Source organism: Amycolatopsis sp. 3B14 (genome assembly GCF_050958625.1).
Lineage (GTDB): Bacteria > Actinomycetota > Actinomycetes > Mycobacteriales > Pseudonocardiaceae > Amycolatopsis_E > Amycolatopsis_E thermoflava.
Genome location: NZ_JBHZEN010000039.1, coordinates 120,252 through 138,670, shown reverse-complemented (window position 1 = coordinate 138,670; position 18,419 = coordinate 120,252). Strand labels below are relative to the sequence as shown.

21 protein-coding genes are annotated in these 18,419 nt (G+C 72.6%); 8 read left to right on the top strand and 13 right to left on the bottom strand.

Going from position 1 to position 18,419, the window contains the following annotated elements; translation table 11 throughout:
- Position 1: 1 nt before the first annotated feature.
- Complete coding sequence (locus tag ACCP09_RS22145) at positions 2-502, bottom strand: helix-turn-helix domain containing protein (protein WP_433749648.1); 501 nt, start codon at positions 500-502, stop codon at positions 2-4.
- A 126-nt stretch (positions 503-628) separates the two neighbouring features.
- Here ACCP09_RS22145 and ACCP09_RS22140 point away from each other — a divergent pair, with 126 nt between their 5' ends.
- The gene (locus tag ACCP09_RS22140) at positions 629-1,180 is read left to right on the top strand and encodes a DUF4240 domain-containing protein (protein WP_433749645.1); all 552 of its coding nucleotides are present in this window, start codon (positions 629-631) and stop codon (positions 1,178-1,180) included.
- 38 nt (positions 1,181-1,218) lie between these two features.
- Here ACCP09_RS22140 and ACCP09_RS22135 read toward each other — a convergent pair whose 3' ends face one another.
- The 4 genes from ACCP09_RS22135 to ACCP09_RS22120 all read right to left on the bottom strand — a co-directional run bounded on the left by ACCP09_RS22135 (position 1,219) and on the right by ACCP09_RS22120 (position 3,636).
- Positions 1,219-1,401 (bottom strand): hypothetical protein, encoded by a 183-nt coding sequence (locus ACCP09_RS22135; protein ID WP_433749642.1) that lies wholly within the window; start codon positions 1,399-1,401, stop codon positions 1,219-1,221.
- Positions 1,402-1,413: 12 nt separating this feature from the next.
- Positions 1,414-1,599: a hypothetical protein gene (locus ACCP09_RS22130; protein WP_433749639.1), complete on the bottom strand. Its 186-nt coding sequence runs from the start codon at positions 1,597-1,599 to the stop codon at positions 1,414-1,416.
- Positions 1,600-1,635: 36 nt separating this feature from the next.
- Complete coding sequence (locus ACCP09_RS22125; protein WP_433749636.1) at positions 1,636-1,827, bottom strand: hypothetical protein; 192 nt, start codon at positions 1,825-1,827, stop codon at positions 1,636-1,638.
- Between the two features lie 222 nt (positions 1,828-2,049).
- Positions 2,050-3,636 (bottom strand): alpha/beta hydrolase, encoded by a 1,587-nt coding sequence (locus ACCP09_RS22120; RefSeq protein WP_433749633.1) that lies wholly within the window; start codon positions 3,634-3,636, stop codon positions 2,050-2,052.
- Between the two features lie 121 nt (positions 3,637-3,757).
- On the opposite strand from ACCP09_RS22120, the gene ACCP09_RS22115 reads away from it, so the two are divergent.
- The gene (locus tag ACCP09_RS22115; protein WP_433749630.1) at positions 3,758-4,459 is read left to right on the top strand and encodes a DNA alkylation repair protein; all 702 of its coding nucleotides are present in this window, start codon (positions 3,758-3,760) and stop codon (positions 4,457-4,459) included.
- Here the strand turns inward: ACCP09_RS22115 and pheT are convergent.
- The 6 genes from pheT to infC form a co-directional block, all read right to left on the bottom strand.
- A complete protein-coding gene (gene pheT, locus ACCP09_RS22110) occupies positions 4,456-6,975 on the bottom strand; it encodes a phenylalanine--tRNA ligase subunit beta (protein ID WP_123682623.1) in 2,520 nt (839 codons plus the stop codon). The genes ACCP09_RS22115 and pheT overlap by 4 nt on opposite strands.
- The gene (pheS, locus tag ACCP09_RS22105) at positions 6,976-8,043 is read right to left on the bottom strand and encodes a phenylalanine--tRNA ligase subunit alpha (protein WP_027930667.1); all 1,068 of its coding nucleotides are present in this window, start codon (positions 8,041-8,043) and stop codon (positions 6,976-6,978) included.
- 96 nt (positions 8,044-8,139) lie between these two features.
- Positions 8,140-8,958, bottom strand: coding sequence for a TrmH family RNA methyltransferase (locus ACCP09_RS22100; RefSeq protein WP_084022827.1), 819 nt, complete (start codon positions 8,956-8,958; stop codon positions 8,140-8,142).
- Positions 8,959-8,972: 14 nt separating this feature from the next.
- Positions 8,973-9,359, bottom strand: a complete 387-nt coding sequence (rplT, locus tag ACCP09_RS22095) for a 50S ribosomal protein L20 (protein WP_017981981.1) — start codon at positions 9,357-9,359, stop codon at positions 8,973-8,975.
- 70 nt (positions 9,360-9,429) lie between these two features.
- A complete protein-coding gene (rpmI, locus tag ACCP09_RS22090; protein ID WP_020420415.1) occupies positions 9,430-9,624 on the bottom strand; it encodes a 50S ribosomal protein L35 in 195 nt (64 codons plus the stop codon).
- 72 nt (positions 9,625-9,696) lie between these two features.
- Positions 9,697-10,311: a translation initiation factor IF-3 gene (infC, locus tag ACCP09_RS22085; protein ID WP_017981979.1), complete on the bottom strand. Its 615-nt coding sequence runs from the start codon at positions 10,309-10,311 to the stop codon at positions 9,697-9,699.
- Positions 10,312-10,518: 207 nt separating this feature from the next.
- On the opposite strand from infC, the gene ACCP09_RS22080 reads away from it, so the two are divergent.
- Entirely contained in the window at positions 10,519-10,887 is a 369-nt protein-coding gene (locus tag ACCP09_RS22080; RefSeq protein ID WP_027930669.1) for a DUF1844 domain-containing protein, read from the top strand.
- A gap of 93 nt (positions 10,888-10,980) precedes the next feature.
- Here ACCP09_RS22080 and ACCP09_RS22075 read toward each other — a convergent pair whose 3' ends face one another.
- On the bottom strand, positions 10,981-11,361 hold the full coding sequence (locus ACCP09_RS22075) for a RidA family protein (protein WP_017981977.1): 381 nt from the start codon (positions 11,359-11,361) through the stop codon (positions 10,981-10,983).
- 15 nt (positions 11,362-11,376) lie between these two features.
- Positions 11,377-12,120: an IclR family transcriptional regulator gene (locus ACCP09_RS22070; RefSeq protein WP_123682626.1), complete on the bottom strand. Its 744-nt coding sequence runs from the start codon at positions 12,118-12,120 to the stop codon at positions 11,377-11,379.
- A gap of 91 nt (positions 12,121-12,211) precedes the next feature.
- Between ACCP09_RS22070 and ACCP09_RS22065 the strand changes: the two genes are divergently transcribed.
- The 5 genes from ACCP09_RS22065 (at position 12,212) to ACCP09_RS22045 (ending at position 18,419) form a co-directional block, all read left to right on the top strand.
- Positions 12,212-13,513 carry an amino acid deaminase gene (locus tag ACCP09_RS22065; RefSeq protein ID WP_433749622.1) on the top strand — a complete coding sequence of 434 codons (1,302 nt, stop codon included), beginning with the start codon at positions 12,212-12,214 and terminating at the stop codon, positions 13,511-13,513.
- A gap of 9 nt (positions 13,514-13,522) precedes the next feature.
- A complete protein-coding gene (locus tag ACCP09_RS22060) occupies positions 13,523-15,103 on the top strand; it encodes an N-acyl-D-amino-acid deacylase family protein (protein WP_378336009.1) in 1,581 nt (526 codons plus the stop codon).
- Positions 15,100-16,482 carry a GntP family permease gene (locus ACCP09_RS22055; protein ID WP_378364172.1) on the top strand — a complete coding sequence of 461 codons (1,383 nt, stop codon included), beginning with the start codon at positions 15,100-15,102 and terminating at the stop codon, positions 16,480-16,482. The genes ACCP09_RS22060 and ACCP09_RS22055 overlap by 4 nt, the downstream gene beginning before the upstream one ends.
- A 187-nt stretch (positions 16,483-16,669) precedes the next feature.
- Positions 16,670-17,041: a lactonase family protein gene (locus tag ACCP09_RS22050; protein ID WP_433749617.1), complete on the top strand. Its 372-nt coding sequence runs from the start codon at positions 16,670-16,672 to the stop codon at positions 17,039-17,041.
- A gap of 91 nt (positions 17,042-17,132) precedes the next feature.
- A complete protein-coding gene (locus ACCP09_RS22045) occupies positions 17,133-18,419 on the top strand; it encodes an extracellular solute-binding protein (RefSeq protein ID WP_433749614.1) in 1,287 nt (428 codons plus the stop codon).

Sequence of the window (18,419 nt, the reverse complement as noted above, 5' to 3'; positions counted from 1 at the left end):
CTCAGGCCGCATCTCCGCTCCCCTCCGGCACGGGACGCATGCTGGGCGGATCGGGCAGGTACTCGCCGCGGCGTTCCGGATCGCACCCCACACGCGGCAGGCGCGCCCGGATGCCGCCGGGACTGCGGGCGAGCTCGCGGGCGATGTCCGCGACGCTCTCCCCCGCGATCCACCGCCGCTCGAGTTCCGCGTCGAGTTCCGGCGTCCACGGCTTGCCCTGGCCTGCTGGCCGGTCGCGGCCTCTTCGGCCACCCGGATCGGCCAGTGCCGCGTGGTGCCGCAGCGTCTCCGACAGCACCGAGCCGAGTGTCGCCGCCGCACCGGCGGCGACCTCGATCTGGCCGTCGGCCACCGGCTCGCCCTCGGCACCGGCGGCGCCGACCCTGATCACGAGACGGCCGGCGAGTGCGTCACGGCCACCGCCCGGCAGCGCGGTGACCTCGATGGAAAAGGTGGTGTCACCAGCCCGGAGAGTGCTCCGGTGCTCTTCGATGATGTTCATGCCCGGCACGCTAGCGACGCCCACCGACAGTTTTCGGTCACCAAGCGTCGCCGGGTGGTCGCGAACCGAAATTGTCGTACCCCCGTACTAACGTTGTTCATCTGATCGCGGACCACTGGGGGAGACATGAGGGAACACCAGTTCTGGCGGCTGGTCGCCGGGCGCACCGTCGCCGAGATCGGCGAGCTGCTGCGCGGGCGCCCGGCGCTGGAGGTCATCCGGTTCCACCACCACTTCCGGCGCCTGCACGTGCAGGCCTGCCGGTGGGACGTGTGGACGGCGTTCGGCCTGGTCCTCGGCGGCGCCGGGGCCGGTCAGCTGCGGGACGGCGTGTGCTGGCTGATGCTGCGGGGGCGGCGCGCGTACCAGCGGACGCTGGTGGACCCGGACGTGCTGGCGGGCTTCCCGGCCGACCCGCTGGAGATCACCCGATCCGGCGAACTCGCCGGTCTCGCGCTCCGGCTGCTGGCGCCGCCCGGGACCGGCGAGGTGGCCGCGGCGTGCCGGGACGCCCTCGCGTCGATCCTGGGCGCGGCCGGTCTCCAGGGGTCGCCGCCCGGCGAGCGGCCCGCGCTCGACGCCGCCACGCTCGCCCGCTGCTACCCGCGGCTCACGGCGCGGTACGGGCTCGTGGGCGAGCCGATCCTGGGGCTCGCGCCGGCGAGGACGAGCCGATGACCAGGCATGAGCCGCACCACGGCCGCACGGACGGGCGGTCAGAAAGGCACTGCGGCGCGCAGGGCGGCCGGCTGCCCGAACCCACTGCGGTCCGCACGGGCACCCGGCGCGCCTTCCGGCACCGGCACCGGCAGCGGCTCACAGACCGCGTCCGAGCCGTTGCCCGTCTGGCGCGGCGGCAACGTCCCCGCGGCGAGCACGAGCCGCGCCGCGTCGGCCACGTGGACGGGCGCTCACTTACGAACCGCGGCCTGCAGGACGTCGCGCAGCTCGGCCGCCTGCCCGAACCCGCCGCGGTCGGCATGAGCGCCAGGCGCGCCTTCCGGCACCGGCTTCGGCACCGGGTCCGGCAGTGGCTTGCATACGGCGTCCGGGACCTCGCCCCTCTCGCGCGGCGGCAACGCCCCCATGGCGAGCACCAGCCGCACCACGCCGGCCACGCGGACAGGCGCTCACTAACGAACCGCGGCCTGCAGGACCTCGCGCAGCACGGCCGGCTGCCCGAACCCGCCGCGGTCGGCATGAGCGCCCGGCGCACCTTCCGGCACCGGCACCGGCAGCGGCTCACAAACGGCGTCCGGACCATCGCCCGTCTGGCGCGGCGGCAACGCCCCCATGGCGAGCGCCAACCGCACCACGCCGGCCACGTGGACGGGCGCTCACTAACGAACCGCGGCCTGCAGGACGTCGCGCAGCTCGGCCGCCTGCCCGAACCCACCATGGTCGGCACGGGCGCCGGGCACGCCTTCTGGCACCGGCTCCGGCAGTGGCTCGCATACGGCGTCCGGGCCCTCGCCCCTCTGGCGCGGCGGCAACGCCCCCACGGCGAGCACGAGCCGCACCACGCCGACCGCGCGGAGGGGCGCTCACTAACGAACCGCGGCCTGCAAGGCGTCGCGCAGCCCGGCCGGCTGCCCGGACCCACCGTTATCGGCACGGGCACCGGGCGCACCTTCCGGCACCGGCTCCGGCAGCGGCTCACAGACCGCGTCCGGGCCATCGCCCCTCTGGCGCGTCGGGAGCGTCCCGGTGGCGAGGTAGTCCGCGATCCGGTCGTCCACGCACGCGTTGCCGGACAGCGAACCGGCGTGCGTGGTGCCGCCCGGCTCCCCGATCAGGCTCGACCGCGGGAACCGGCGGCGCACCTCGAGGTTGCCCGCGAACGGGGTCGCCGCGTCCAGCTCCTCCCCGATCAGCAGGGCGCCCGCGACACCACGGCCGTCGACGTCGGCCGGTTTGCCCGCGGGCACCGGCCAGGTGCGGCACGCCGCGTTGTACCAGGCGTTGCCCCACGTCTCGAAGGGCGCCTTCGCGTGGGTGATCCAGTTGTCCACCTTCCAGGTGGTCCAGTTCCGCGGCCAGGGCGCGTCGGTGCACTGCACGGCGTTGTAGACGGCGAACCCGTTGTCGTCGCCGGGCGAGTTCGTCTTGTCGTAGCGGGTCTTGAGCGTCTGCCAGTCGCGCTGGTGCACCCAGCCCGCGAAGGCCTCGGCAAGCCCCGTCCAGGTCGACTGGTAGTAGCCGGCCTGCAGGAAGATGTCGGTCCACTCGGCCGGGCCGATCACACCGCCCGCCGGTGCCTGGGTCAGCTCACGTTGCTGGGCGTACCACAGGTCCTCGACGGCCTTGCCCGTCGTACCCAGGTGATAGACGTCGTCGTGGCGGGCGACCCAGTCGAAGTAGATCTTGATGTTGCGGTCGAAGGCCACATCCTGGTCGAGGTTGGCCTGGTAGAACACCTTGCGCGGGTCGACGTTGCTGTCCAGAACCATCCGCCGGACCCGCTGCGGGTACATCGTGGCGTACACCTGGCCGAGGTAGGTGCCGTAGGAGAAGCCGTAGTAATTGATCTGCTCGGCCCCCAGCGCCTCGCGCAGGCTGTCCAGGTCCTGGGCGACGTCGGTGGTGCGCAGGTGCCGCAACAGCGGGCCGTTCTTCTCACACGCCGCGGCGTAATCGCGGGATCGCTGCAGCCAATTGCGCTCCAGGTCCGGTGTGGACGGCACGTAGGCCGGGCGGTTGTACGCGAAGTGCTCCGGCTCGCAGGACAGCGCCGCCCTGCTGGCCCCGACGCCGCGCGGGTCGAAGCCGATCCAGTCGTAGGACGCCCCCGCGTCCTTCGGCACGGCCCGGCCGATGGTCGACAGACCGAGCCCGGAGCCGCCGGGACCGCCGGGGTTGACGAGCATCACGCCCTGGTAGTCGGCACTCGTGTGGCGGACGCGCGAGACGGCGAGCGAGATCTTCGCGCCGGCGGGATCCCGGTAGTCCAGCGGCACCTCGAGGAAACCGCATTCGGCGCCCGCGCGGGCCAGGCCGGCCGATCCGCACGCGCCCCAGCTGATCGGGGCGGGCGTGAACTCGGCGGGCGTCGGCGGTGCGGCGGCCGCGGGCACCGCCACCAGGCAACTCGCCAGCGCACCGGCCGCGAGGATCGCGGGCACGAGCTTGCTCACAGTGCTCCTTCTCGTCGACTGTGCGGTCAGAACCTCACGACAAGATCGTGGATCACGGCGCTTTCCGCCAGCCGACTCGCGGCGGGATCCCGGATGCCACCCGACGGGGAAGGAACTGCGGATGGACGAAGCGGACGAACTGGTCCGGGCGGCGCGCTCGGGGCTGGCGGAGCTGGCCGATCCGGTGCGGGCGGCGCACATGCGCCGGTACCTGAAGTCCGCGATGGACTTCCGGGGCGTGTACAAACCGGAGCGGGTCAAGCTGGCGCGGCGCGTGTTCGGCGAACACCCGCTGCCGGACCGGGAATCGTTCGTCGCGGCGGTCCTGGCGCTGTGGCGGGAGGCCGCGTTCCGGGAGGAGCGTTACCTGGCGATCGACCTCACCGGGCACCGGGCCTACGCGCGGTGGCAGGACCACTCGCTGATGCCGCTCTACGAGGAGATGATCGTCACGGGAGCGTGGTGGGACTACGTGGACGACGTCGCCATCCACCGCGTCGGGTCGCTCCTGCGGGCCGACCGGGAGCGGATGACACCGGTGCTGCGGCGCTGGGCGCACGACGAGGACCGGTGGCGGCGCCGGACGGCGGTGATCTGCCAGGTGACCGCCAAGGCGGACACCGACCGCGACCTGCTGACCGCGGCGATCGAGGCCAACCAGGACGACCGGGACTTCTTCCTGCGCAAGGGAATCGGCTGGGCGTTGCGCGACTACGCGCGCACGGAGCCGGACTGGGTGCGCGCCTTCGTCGAGGCGCATCCCGCACTGTCGCCGTTGTCAGTGCGGGAAGCGCTCAAACACCTCGGCGGTGGACAGCCCTAGGCGCGCAGCTCCGCGCCGTAGCGCGAGGCGGCTTCGGCGACGGCGGCGTCGCGCGCCTGCGTCGCCTCCTCCACGGTGAGCGTGCGGTCCGGGGCGCGGAAGCGCAGCTTGTAGGCCAGCGACCGCTTGCCCTCGCCCACCTGGTCGCCGGTGTAGACGTCGAACAGCGAGGTGTCCTCGAGCAGGTCGCCGCCGCCGGCCACCAGGGCCTCGGCGAGATCCGCGGCGGGCACCTTCGCGTCCACGACCAGCGCGACATCGAGCAGCACCGGCGGGTACGGCGAGATCACCGGGGCCGGCCTGCGGTCCTGCAGCGGGATCGCGTCCAGGTCCAGTTCCATCGCCACGGTCCGCTTGGGCAGGCCGAGCGCCTCGATCACCTTGGGGTGCAGCTCACCGGCGTGCCCCACCGGCCAGTCGCCGACGAGCAGCTCGGCGCAGCGGCCGGGGTGCCACGGCGCGAGCTCGGCGTTGCGCACCCGCAGCTCGACGCCGGCGGCCTGGCCGACAAGGCGCGCGGCCTGGACGGCGTCGGCCCACCCGGCCTGCTCGCCCTTGCCCCACCAGCCGGCCTGCTCGCGCTGGCCGGCCAGCACCACGGCGACGTGTTGCGGCTGGGCGGGCACCGCCGCCTCCAGCTGCGCCAGGTCCTCGTCCGACGGGCGTCCGCCGACCCCGAGCTCCGGCATCGGGACGGGGCTCGCGCCGGGCAGCACGACCTGTCCGATGTGGAACAACGCGAGGTCCTTGAAGCCCCGCGAAGCGTTGCGCTGCAACGTCTCCAGCAGACCGGGCAGCAGGGTCGTCGCCAGCCGGTCCTTGTCCGCCTCCAGCGGGTTCTGCACCTGCACCGTCTTGCGGCGCACGTCGTCGGCGGGCAGGCCGAACGCGTCCCACACCGTCTCGCCCACGAACGGGAACGGCTGGACCTCGACGTAACCCGCCTCGGCCAGCGCGCGCGACACGGTGCGGCGGCGTCGCTGCGCGGCGGTCAGACCGGTGCCGGCGGGGGCGGTGGGCAGCACCGACGGGATGCTGTCGTAACCCTCGAGCCGCAGCACCTCCTCGACGAGGTCGGCCGGCTGCTTCAGGTCGCCACGCCAGCTCGGCGGCGTCGCGGTCACCGTCGCGACACCGTCGTCACCCGCGCCGACCGTGACCTTGCAGCCGACCTGGTTCAGCCGCCGGACGGTGACGCCACGCTCGTAGCGCACGCCGGCGATCTGGTCGGGCAGGCTGATCGGCATCGTGATGGGCGACGGCGGCTCGACGGAGCCGACGTCGGTGCGGCCGGGCTGGATGCTGCCGTCGCCGTAGGTGCGCAGCAGGCGGGAGGCCCGCTCCACCGCCGCGGCGCAGACCTGCGGATCGGTGAACCGCTCGAACCGCTTCGCGGCCTCGGAGAACAGCTTGTGGCGCCGCGCGGTGCGGCTGATCGACGGCGGGTCCCAGTGGGCGCCCTCGATCAGGACGTCGGTGCTCTCGGTGCTGATCTCGGTGCTCGCGCCGCCCATCGTGCCCGCCAGCGACACCGGGCCGCGCTCGTCGGCGATCACGACGTCGTCGGCGTCGAGCGTGCGTTCCACGTCGTCGAGGGTGGTGAGCTTCTCCCCCGGCTTCGCGCGGCGGACGACCAGACCGCCCTGCAGCGACGCGGTGTCCCACGCGTGCAGCGGCTGACCCAGCTCGAGCATGACGTAGTTGGTGACGTCCACGGCCAGCGAGATCGACCGGATCCCGGCGAGCAGCAGCCGGCGGCGCATCCACCACGGGGTCGGGGCGCCGGCGTCCAGGCTGGTCACCCGGCGCACCACGAACCGGTCACAGCCGGTGGGGTCCTCGATCTCGACCGGCCACGCCTCGCCCTCGGCCGGGGGCAGGTCGAGCGCGGCCGGGTCGCCGAAGGGCACGTCCAGCGCGGCGGCCAGCTCGCGCGCCAGCCCGCGGACCGACAGGGCGTAGCCGCGGTCCGGGGTCGGCGTGAGCTCCAGGACGGTGTCGCCGAGGCCGAGCACCTCGTGGCCGGAGTCGCCGGGGCTGGCCGTCGAGGGCGGGAGCACCAGGATGCCGGTGTGGTCGTCGCCCAGGCCCAGCTCGCGGGCGGAGCAGATCATGCCGTCGCTGACGCGGCCGTAGGTCTTGCGCGAGGCGATCTCGAACGGCCCGGGCAGCACCGTGCCGGGCAGCGCCACGACGACCAGGTCGCCCTCGGCGAAGTTGGTGGCGCCACAGACGATGCCGCGGGTGCGGATGCCGGAGGGGCCCTCGTCGTCGGCGGGCTCGTCCTCGGAGGCCTCCTCGCCGACGTCGACCCGGCAGAACCGGATCGGCTTCTTGAAGCCGGTCAGCTCCTCGATCTCGGCGACGCGGCCGACCACCAGCGGCCCGGTGACCTGGTCCAGCGGCCGGACCTCGTCGACCTCGATGCCGATGCGGACGAAGGCCTCGGCCAGCTCCTGCGGTCCGACCTCGCCGGCATCCAGATGCTCGAGCAGCCAGCTGACGGGGACTCGCACTTAGGCCTCCGTTCCGAAGGGAAGGGTGAAGCGGACATCGCCCTCGACGATGTCGCGCATGTCGGGGATGCCGTTGCGGAACTGCAGGGTCCGTTCGATTCCCATGCCGAACGCGAAGCCGGAGTAGACGTCCGGGTCGACGCCGCAGGCACGCAGCACGTTCGGGTGCACCATGCCGCAACCGCCCCACTCGACCCAGCCGGGGCCGCCCGCCTTCTCCTCGAACCAGACGTCGACCTCGGCGGAGGGCTCGGTGAACGGGAAGAAGTGCGGGCGCAGCCTGGTCTTGGACTTCTCGCCGAACATCGCGCGGGCGAACGCGTCCAGGGTGCCCTTGAGGTGGGCCATGGTGATGCCCTTGTCCACCGCGAGGCCCTCGACCTGCGAGAACACCGGGGTGTGGGTGGCGTCCAGCTCGTCGGTCCGGTAGGTGCGGCCGGGGCAGACGACGTACACCGGCAGGTCGCGGTGCAGCAGCGTGCGGGCCTGCACCGGGGAGGTGTGCGTGCGCAGCACCAGGCCGGAGCCCGGCTCACCGGCGTAGAAGGTGTCCTGCATCTGCCGGGCGGGGTGGTCCTTGGCGAAGTTGAGGGCGTCGAAGTTGAACCACTCGGCTTCCAGCTCGGGGCCTTCGGCGACCTCCCAGCCCATGGCGACGAAGACGTCGGCGATCCGCTCGCTCACGGTCGTGAGCGGGTGCCGGGCGCCGCGCGGGATCCGGTCCCAGGGCAGCGTGACGTCGACGGCCTCCTCGCGCAGGACGCGCTCGTCCCGCTCGGCCAGCAGCGTGGCCCGCCGGGCGTCGAACGCGCCCTGGATGGCCTGGCGCGCCTCGTTGACCCGCTTGCCGACCTCGGCCTTCTCCTGCTTGGACAGGGAGCCGATGGCGCGGCGGGCGAGCATCAGCGGCGAGTGGTCCCCCAGGTGGGCCGGCTTCACCGCGGCCAGGGCGTCCAGATCGCCTGCGGCCTGGAACTCGGCCTCGGCGTGCTTCACCGCCGCCCCCAGGGTCTCGGGCGAGGTGGCCTCGGCCGGGGTCGGGTCCTGCTTCTCGGTGGCTCCGGACATAACTCCTCGGTGTCCGCTGGACGGGATCCGCCGTGCGACACGCACACGTGACGATTACCGGTGGATTCTAGGCGATCGCGATCCGGGACCGGCGCGTCACCCGGCCGGACGACGGGCCGCCATCGCGCTGGTGTAGAGGCACACGGCGGCCGCCGTGGCCAGGTTGAGGCTCTCCGCCGCGCCATAGAGCGGAATCCGCACCGGCAGGTCGACGGCGGCGAGGACCTCGGGCGAGAGCCCGTGCGCCTCGTTGCCGAAGACCCAGGCGGTGGGAGCGGCGGCGTCGACCGATCCCAGCTCGGTCTCGGCGTAGCCGTGGGCGCCGAGCAGGCGCAGCCCGGCCTCGCGGCAGGCGGCGAGCGCCGTGGCGGTGTCGCGCACCCGCGCGAGAGGGAGGTGGAAGAGACTGCCCGCGGAGGCGCGGACGCACTTGCCGTTGTGCGGGTCGACGCTGTCGCCGGTGAGGATGACCGCGTCGGCGCCCGCTGCGTCGGCGACCCGGATGACGGTGCCCGCGTTGCCGGGGTCGGCCACGCCGTCGAGCACGGCGACCAGCCGGGCGGTGCTGCCGAGGAGCCCGTCGAGGGGCCGGTCGAGCAGTGCGCAGACGGCGACGATCCCTTGCGGCGTCACGGTTTCCGACAGCCCGGCCGCGGCGCGGTCGGTGATCGGCGAGACCCGCACGCCCGCTTCGGCCGCGGAAGCGACCAGCTCCGGGTGAGCCTGCGCGGCGCGGTCGGTGACGAACAGCTCGTGCACCGTGCCGGGATCGCGGGCCAGTGCCGCGCCGACGGCGTTGGCGCCTTCGGCGAGGAACCGGCCGGTCTTGTCCCGCTCGGCGCGGCGCGTCAGGCGCCGCGCAGCAACGACCCGGGGGGTCCGTTCGGTGAACGGAGCCGCCCCGGGCCGGGTCAGATCGGTGTGCTCGCTCAGGCCGACTTCTTCTCGTCGCTCGGCCCGGTCGTCACGTTCTGCTTCGCCAGCTCGGCCAGCGCGGTGAACGCCGCGGGGTCGTTGACGGCGAGGTCGGCGAGGATCTTGCGGTCGACCTCGACACCAGCGGCCTTGAGGCCCTGGATGAAGCGGTTGTAGGTCACGCCGTTCTGGCGGGCGGCCGCGTTGATGCGGGTGATCCACAGCTGGCGGAAGTCACCCTTGCGGGCACGGCGGTCCCGGTAGGCGTAGTTGAGCGAGTGGAGCATCTGCTCCTTCGCCTTGCGGTACAGCCGCGAGCGCTGGCCGCGGTAACCGCTGGCCAGTTCGAGAGTTGCGCGACGCTTCTTCTGGGCGTTGACCGCCCGCTTGACGCGTGCCACGGGTCCGTCCTGTCGATCTCAGGGGGCGCGGTCGGCGCCCCGGGGGGTTTACGGCGGAAGAGGAGAGGCGTCAGCGGCCGAGGAGCCGCTTGACCCGGCCGACGTCGTTCTTGGCGACCTCGCCGGTGCCCTCCAGGCGGCGGGTGACGCGGCTCGACTTCTTCTCCATCAGGTGGCGGCGGCCGGCCTTCTGGCGGCGAAGCTTGCCGCTGCCGGTGACCCGAATCCGCTTCGAGGTCCCGCTGTGCGTCTTCATCTTCGGCATTGAGTGCTCTCTTTCATGGTGCAGCACACCGGAGATCCGGTGTGCTGCGAACTGCGTCGGTCGCGGCGCCCGTCAGGAGTCGACGGGTTCCTTGGCGGCCTTCTGCTTGGGCTTGGCGTTCTTGTGCGGCGCCAGCACCATGATCATGTTGCGGCCGTCCTGCTTCGGGGACGCCTCCACGTAACCGAGCTCGGCAACGTCCTCGGAGAGCTTCTGCAGCAGCCGGAAACCCAGCTCCGGCCTCGACTGCTCACGACCGCGGAACATGATGGTCACCTTGACCTTGTTCCCCGCGGCGAGGAAGCGGGACACGTGCCCCTTCTTCGTCTCGTAGTCGTGCTGGTCGATCTTCGGGCGCAGCTTCTGCTCTTTGATGACGGTGAGCTGCTGGTTACGGCGTGACTCGCGGGCCTTCTGCGCGCTCTCGTACTTGAACTTGCCGAAGTCCATGAGCTTGCAGACCGGCGGGCGCGCCTGCGGGGCGACCTCGACGAGGTCGAGATCCGCTTCCTGGGCGAGCCTGAGCGCATCCTCGATCCGGACGATGCCGACCTGTTCGCCGTTCGGTCCGACGAGCCGGACCTCGGGAACGCGGATGCGTTCGTTGATGCGTGTCTCGGCGCTGATGTGGCCTCCTTGGTCCGAGGTGTGTTGTCTAGCCTGCTCGACCTGGTGCCCACATACCACGGGCCCCGTCCCAGGCCTGCTGGCCAGGATGCGGGGCCCTGCTTTCCGATCACGTCCGACGGCTACGACGAACGTTCCGCCGCCACGGGCAACGCCCGTTGGCGGGACCGGACCCGGCCGCCTCGTGCGGCGACTCGGGTGGGAGCGGGGCTCCACTTGCCGCCCCCGATTCCTCGGGGACTGGTCGCACGTGGAAGGGTACCAGACGTGCTTGACGATGGTTCCAACGCGCCCGACCCGGGCGATATTTCCCCGCCCGTCCGCGACCTGCAGGACATCCCCAGTGTCGAGGTCATCAGCAGGGCCGCGGTGATGCTGCTGTCCGCGGCGGCCGAGCGGCTCGGGCTCGCCGACGAGGACCCGGACACCAGCCCGCACCGCGACCTCGACGAGGCCCGCAGGCTGATCACCGCGCTGGCCGGCCTGGTCACCGCCTCGGCCGAGTACCTCGGCGTGCACGCCGCTCCCCTGCGGGACGGGCTGCAGTCGCTGCAGAAGGCGTTCCGGGAGGCCTCGGCCGTGCCGGACGCGCCGGGCGAGGGTCCGGGCGAGAAGTACACCGGCCCCGTCTACTGACGCGACGGCCCGCAGAACGACAACGTCGGCGGAAACGCCCGGCAGGGACTCCCTGCCGGGCGTTTTCACATCGGCCTCGAAGCGGCCGGGAAATCAGTCCACCACTGCCAGCAGGTCGATCTCCACCAGCAGGCCCTTCGGCAGCCCGACGTACACCGTGGTGCGCGCCGGGTACGGCTCGGGGATGAGCTGGTTGTAGACCTCGTTGAACTCGGCGAAGTGGCCGGTGTCGGTGAGGTACGCGCGCACCATCACGACGTCCTCCCAGCCGGCGCCGGCCTCGGTGAGCACCGCCTCCAGGTTGCGGAACACCTGGCGCGTCTGCTCACCCACGGAGTCGCCGACGACCTCACCGGTCTTCGGGTCGAACGCGACCTGCCCGGCCAGCTGGAGGATGTTGCCCTTGCGCACAGCCGGCGAGTAGTTCGCCGCGGCCTTGGGGGCGTTCTCCGTGGTGATCGCGACCTTCGCCATGTAGGAGTTCCTTCCTCATCGGGTCCACCCGTTGTGGGTGGACGCGTCCTCGGCGGCGGCCCGCAGGTCCGGCAGCAGCGCCAGCAGGCCGTCGTAGTCCAGCAGCACCTTCGGCACCGACAGGGACACCGCCGCGAGCACCGCCCCGCCCGGGCCGCGCACCGGCGCGGCCACGCAGTGGATGAAGTCCTCGTGCTCGGCGTTGTCCACCGCGTACCCACGCTCCGCGACCCGCGCGAGCTCGGCCAGGTACTGCTCGGCCGTGGTGATCGTGTTCGCGGTCAGCCGCGGGTAGTCCAGGCCGCGCGCGACCTTCTCCCGCTGGGCCTCCGGCAGGGCGGCCACCAGGACCTTGCCGACCGCCGTGCAGTGCAGTGGCGCGCGCTTGCCCACGCGCGAGTACATCCGCACACTGTGCCTGCCCTCGTACTTGTCCACGTAGACGACTTCGCCGTCCTCGTAGGTGGCCAGGTGCACGGTGTGCCCGGTGCGGTCGTTGAGCGCGGCCAGCGCGGGCGCGGACTCGCGCCGCACGTCCCGGCCCTCCAGCGCGCGGTTCGCCAGGTCGAACAGGGCGCTGCCGAGCCGGTAGTGCCGCGCGCCCTCGCGCTGCACGAAGTGCTGCGCTTCCAGGGTGCGCAGCAGCCGCAGCACCGTCGACTTGTGCACGCCGAGCGCGTCGGCGAGCTCGTCCAGGGTGCTCGCGCCGCCGGCGAGCGCGGTCAGCAGGCTCAGCCCGCGATCAAGACTCTGGCTCACGTTCGCTCCATTGACCTGCCACGACCCGGATGCTACACCTATCGCATTCATTTTGCGCAACGTGCGTTGCACAACACGCAACGGAGTTCGAATGGCTTCCTCCGACTGCACCCTCGACCCGGCCGCGCTGGCGGCGATCGCGGGCGAACGGCTCGACTGGCGGTTCAAATCCCTCCCCGCCGACCTCTGGGGGCTCACCCTCGCCGAGGCCGCCGCGCGCCGGCCCGGCCTGTTCAGCGGCGGTTTCGTCGGGCCGGTGGTGGTGCTGGAGGCGGACGCGCTGGAGCACAACCTGCGGACCATGGCGGAGTGGTGCGCCCAGGCCGGCGTCCGGCTCGCGCCGCACGGCAAGACCACGATGGCGCCGCAGCTGTTCGCGCGGCAGGCGGAGCACGGCGCGTGGGGCATCACCGCGGCCAACGCGAGCCAGCTGCGGATCTACCGCGCCTTCGGCGTGTCCCGGGTCCTGCTGGCCAACCAGCTCGTCGACCCCGCCGCGCTGCGCTGGCTCGGCGCGGAACTGGACGCGCACCCGGAGTTCGAGTTCAGCTGCTGGGTCGACTCGGTCGCGTCGGTCGAGCTGATGACCGAAGCGCTGCGCGGGACGCGCCGCCAGGTCGACGTGCTGGTCGAACTGGGCGGCGACGGCGGGCGCACCGGCGCGCGCGACCTGGACACCGCGCTGGCGATCGCCGAAGCCGCCCACGCGACCCCGGCCCTGCGGCTGGCAGGCACCGGCGGCTACGAGGGCGCGCTGGCCCACGACCCGGGCCCGGAGTCGCGGCGAACGGTCGACACCTACCTCGGGCGCCTGCGCGAGCTCACCCTCGCGATCGGCCGGCGCGGCCTGTTCGCCGGGCTGGACCAGGTGATCGTCACGGCTGGCGGCAGCGCCTACTTCGACCAGGTCGCCGCCGCACTCACCGGGGACTGGGACGGCCTGCCGGTGGTGCCGGTCCTGCGCAGCGGCGCCTACCTGACCCACGACGACGGCTTCTACCGCGGCATCTCCCCGCTCGGCGAGCAGCCGCGCATCGACGGGACCCCGCGGTTGCGCTCCGCGCTGCGCGCCTGGGCCCAGGTCACCTCGCGTCCGACCGACGACCTCGCCCTGCTGACGCTGGGCAAGCGGGACGCCTCCTTCGACGAGGGCCTGCCCGAGCCGCAGTGGCACCGGCGTCCCGGTGAACCGGCGGCGAAGCTGGCCGGCCACACCGTCACCGCGCTCAACGACCAGCACGCCTTCGTCGCGCTGCCACCGGATTCGCCGCTGCGGGTCGGCGACTGGGTCGGGCTCGGCCTGTCCCACCCGTGCACCGTGTTCGACAAGTGGCCGCTGCTGCCGGTGGTCGAGGGCGACACCGTCGTGGACTTCGTCCGCACCTACTTCTAGGAGTCCACTATGGACCTCGTTCTGCGTGGCGCGCGGATCGCCGACGGCACCGGCGCTCCCCTGTTCACGGCCGACGTCGGCGTCGAGAGCGGCCGGATCGCGGACATCGGCCCAGGCCTGACGGGCACGCGGGTGATCGATGCGGACGGGCTGGTGCTCGCGCCCGGTTTCGTCGACATGCACTCGCACTCCGACCTGCAGCTGCTCGCCGCGCCGGATCACCTGGCGAAGGTGTCCCAGGGCGTGACCACCGAGGTGCTTGGCCAGGACGGGCTGTCCTACGCCCCGGTCGACGACGCCACGCTGGCCGCGCTGCGCGAGCAGCTCGCCGGCTGGAACGACGACCCGCCCGGGTTCGACTGGAACTGGCGCTCGGTCGGCGAGTACCTGGACCGGCTCGACCGGGGCGTCGCCGTCAACGCGGCCTACCTGGTCCCGCAGGGCACCGTCCGGATGCTCGCCGTCGGGTTCGACGACCGGCCTGCCACGGAGTCCGAACTGGACCGGATGCGCGAGCTGGTCGCGACGGGCCTGGACGAGGGCGCGGTCGGCATGTCCTCGGGCCTGACCTACACCCCGGGCATGTACGCCAGTGACGACGAACTGGTCGCGCTGTGCGAGGTGGTGGGGGCGCGCGGCGGCTACTACAGCCCGCACCACCGCAGCTACGGCGCGGGCGCGCTGGAGGCGTTCGCGGAGATGGTCGAGGTGTGCCGCCGCGCGAAGTGCCCACTGCACCTCGCGCACGCGACGATGAACTTCTCCGTCAACAAGGGCCGCGCGCCGGATCTGCTGCGGCTGCTGGACGCCGCGCTCGACGACGGCGCCGACATCACCCTCGACACCTACCCGTACCTGCCCGGCGCGACCTACCTGTCCGCGCTGCTGCCGAGCTGGGCGGCCGAGGGCGGGATCGACGCGACACTCGCGCGGCTCGCCGATCCGGGGACGCGGGAGCGGATCCGCGCCGAGATCGAGGAAACCGGTTCCGACGGCGCGCACGGCGTGCCGATCGACTGGGAGTGCATCGAGATCAACGGCGTGCGCAAGGCCGAGAACGCCCACCTGGTCGGGCTTTCGGTCGCCGAGTCCGCCCGCCGTGCCGGGGTGCCCGCCGCGCGGCTGTACTTCGACGTGCTGGTCTCCGAGCGGCTCGGCACGTCGTGCCTGATGCACGTCGGACACGAGGAGAACGTGCAGGCGATCATGCGGCACCGCACCCACACCGGGGGCAGCGACGGCCTGCTGGTCGGCGACCGCCCGCACCCGCGGGCCTGGGGCACCTTCCCCCGCTACCTCGCGCGGTACGTGCGGGAACTGGGCGTGCTCGACCTCGCCGACTGCGTGGCGCACCTGACCGGGCGGGCCGCGCGCCGGCTGCGGCTGACCGACCGCGGGCTGGTGAAGCCGGGGTACGCCGCCGACCTGGTGCTGTTCGACCCGGACACCGTGGCCGACACGGCAACCTTCGACAACCCGCGGCAGCAGGCCGCGGGCATCCCCTACGTCTTCGTCAACGGCGTCGCGGCCATCGACGACGGCAGGCCCACCGGCGCGCTCGCCGGCCGTTCACTCAGGAGGTCCGCTTGATCGACTGGCTGCAGCACTCCACCGGCGGGCTGCTCACGCTCGCGGCGGTGTCGATCGCCGTCCTGCTGGTCATGATCATCCGGTTCAAGACCGAACCGTTCATCGCCCTGATCATCGTCGGGCTGCTCACCGCGCTGGCGGCCGGGCTGCCGGTCGGCACGATCGTCGGCACCGCGCAGAAGACGTCGGACTCGTTGCTGGAAAAGGGTTTCGGCGGGATCCTCGGGCACATCGCCGCGATCATCGGGCTGGGCACGCTGCTCGGCGCGATCCTGGAGAAGTCCGGCGGTGCGCGGGTGCTGACCGGCGCGCTGCTGCGGGCCTTCGGCGAGAAGCGCGCGCCGCTGGCGATGGGCCTGGCCGGCCTGATCTTCGGGGTCCCGGTGTTCTTCGACATCGGCATCTTCGTGCTGGCGCCGCTGGTGTACGTCGCCGCGCGGCAGGGCGGCCGGTCGCTGCTGCTGTACTGCCTGCCGCTGCTGGCCGGGCTGTCCATGACGCACGCGTTCATCCCGCCGCACCCTGGCCCCGTGGCCGCGGCCGGGCTGCTGCACGTCGACCTCGGCTGGATCATCCTGATGGGCGCGGTGTGCGGTCTGCCCGCGTGGTTCCTCGCCGGCGTGGTGTTCCCGTCGTGGATCGGCAAGCGGATGAACATCGAGGTGCCCGCCGAGATGATCGTCGACGACGACGGCGAGGACGGATCCGGGCCGTCGCTGGGACTGGTGTCGGCCATCATCGCGGTGCCGCTGGTGCTGATCCTGGCCGGCACGTTCGGCAGCATCTGGCTGCCGAAGAACTCCGCGGCCGCGGGGGTGGCGGCGTTCGTCGGCACGCCGGCGGTGGCGCTCACGATCGCCGTGCTGCTCGCGTCCTGGCTGCTGGGCACACGCCGCGGGATGACCGGCAAGGAGCTGTCCGCGCTGTCGGCCGCGGCGCTGCGCCCGGTGGCGATGCTGCTGCTGGTGGTGGGCGCGGGCGCGTTCTTCGGCGCGGTGCTGTCGGCGACCGGGATCGGCAAGGCGGTGGCCGACTCGCTGCAGGCCGGTGGCCTGCCGGTGATCGCGGCCGCCTACGTGATCAGCTGCGGGCTGCGGCTCGCGCAGGGTTCGGCGACGGTCGCGATCGTGACCACCGGCGGCATCATCGCGCCGAGCCTGGCCGACGCCGGGTACTCGCAGGCGCAGCTGGCACTGATCGTGGTCGCGATCGCCGCCGGGTCGATCATCGCCTCACACGTCAACGACGGCGGATTCTGGATCGTGTCGCGGTACTTCGGGCTGACCGTCGGGGAAACGCTCAAGACCTGGACCGTCCTGGAAACCATCCTGTCCGTGTCGGGGTTCGCGATGGCCGCGATCCTGATGGCGATCGTGTAGGCGTTCGTGGGCGGTTACGCCGCCGGTCCGGAGGTCGCGCTGGCGGGCGATGCGGGCCTGCGACGCTGGTTCACCGTGCCGGGTGTGCCCGCCGCGTCGTGGTTCGCGTTGTCGGCCGACCGGAAGGTGCTGTACGCGACCAACGAGACCGAGGAGGGCACGGTCACTGCCGGGCACATGGGACCCGGTGCGTGGCGAGGTCCGGCTCGCGGACGCGGTGCCGGTAGGCGTGCGGGACCAGGACTACCCCGGGGAGATCGCGGTGTTCCCGGACGGCCGGTTCGTGTACGTGTCGGTGCGCGGCGCGAACACGATCGCGGCGCTGCGCACCGGTCGCGCGCTCACGCCGGTGCAGGCCGCGCCGGCGGGTGGGAACTGGCCGCGTCATTTCACCTTCGACGCGTCCGCGCGCCGGCTGTTTGTGTCGGACCAGCGTTCCGGCACGGTCACCTGGCTGCCGCGGATCCGGCGACCGGACGGCTCGGCGCGGCACAGGGCGAACTGGCGGTGCCCGAGGTCGCCACCGTGCTGTTCCGCTGAGGGAGTTACGCAGTGGTAATGGTCTAGACCCTTGTGGCGAGTGAACGTCCGATTTAGGCTCTGTTGCCAATAGCGAAACGCACATTGCGTGACACGCAACGGAGGCTGCGTTGAGAATCCGTCGTACCCTCGCCGCGCTCGCGGTCGTGGCCACCGCCGCGGCCTGCGCGCCGGCCCAGACCGGGCCGGCCGGGCCCGGTGGTGACGAGAAGACCGGAACCCTGCGGGTCTGGCTGTTCGACGAGGCCAACCGCGCACCCAAGGAAGCGGTTGTGAAGGACGCGGTCGCGGAGTTCGAAGCCGCGCACGCCGGCGTCAAGGTGGACGTCCAGTGGATCCCGGTGGAAGGCCGCGCGGACCGGTTCTCCGGCGCCTTCAACGATCCCGCCAGCGCCCCGGACGTCGCCGAGTTCGGCAACACCGACGTCGCGAGCTACGCGCAGACGGGCGCGCTGGCCGACCTCACCGAGGACATCCGCGCCTGGCCGGAGGGCGCCGGGCTGCAGGCGAGCGTCCTGGACACCGCGAAGGCGGACGGCAAGACCTACGGCATCCCCTGGTACACCGGCATCCGGGCGCTCTACTACCGCACCGACGTGTTCGCCGAGCTGGGCCTGCGCCCGCCGACGACGCTGGCCGAGCTCACCGAGACCGCCCGCGCGATCCGCGCCGCGCGGCCCGAGCTGTACGGCATCTCGGTCGGCGGCAAGTACGCCTACGCGCTGCTGCCGTTCGTGTGGGCACACGGCGGCGAGGTCGCCCGGAACACCGGCGGCGCCTGGCGCGGCGACCTCACCTCGCCCGCCACCGCGGCCGGGGTCAGCGCCTACGCGAGCCTGATCAGCCCCGGCATCTGCCCGCCGGAGCAGTGCGCGAACTCCACCGGCACCCAGAGCGTGCAGGCGTTCGCCGGGGGCAAGGCCGCGATGACGATCGGCGGCGACTTCAACCGCAAGGCGGTGGAAGCCGGCGCGGTGCGGGGCAAGTACGCGGTCGTGCCGCTGCCCGGCACCCAGCCGGGGTCGGTCGCGCCCGCGTTCGCCGGCGGCAACCTGCTCGGCGTGTTCCGCGCGACCACCCACCGCAGCCTGGCCACCGAGTTCGCCGAACTGCTCGCCGGGGCGAAGTACCAGGCGCGGATGTACGAGGCGATGGGCAACCTGCCGACGCTGACCGCGGTGCAGAACCAGGTGGCGGCGAGCGACCCGTTCCTGGAGCCGTTCGTGGCGACGCTCAAGGCGGGCACGAAGTTCGTGCCGTCCAGCCCGGCCTGGTCGCGCATCGACGCGCAGGGCGTGCTGCCGACCGCGGTGCAGCAGATCGCGACCGGGGAGAAGAGCCCGGACGCCGCGCTCGCGGCCGCGAACGAGGCGATGAACCAGGCCTTCGGCGGCTGA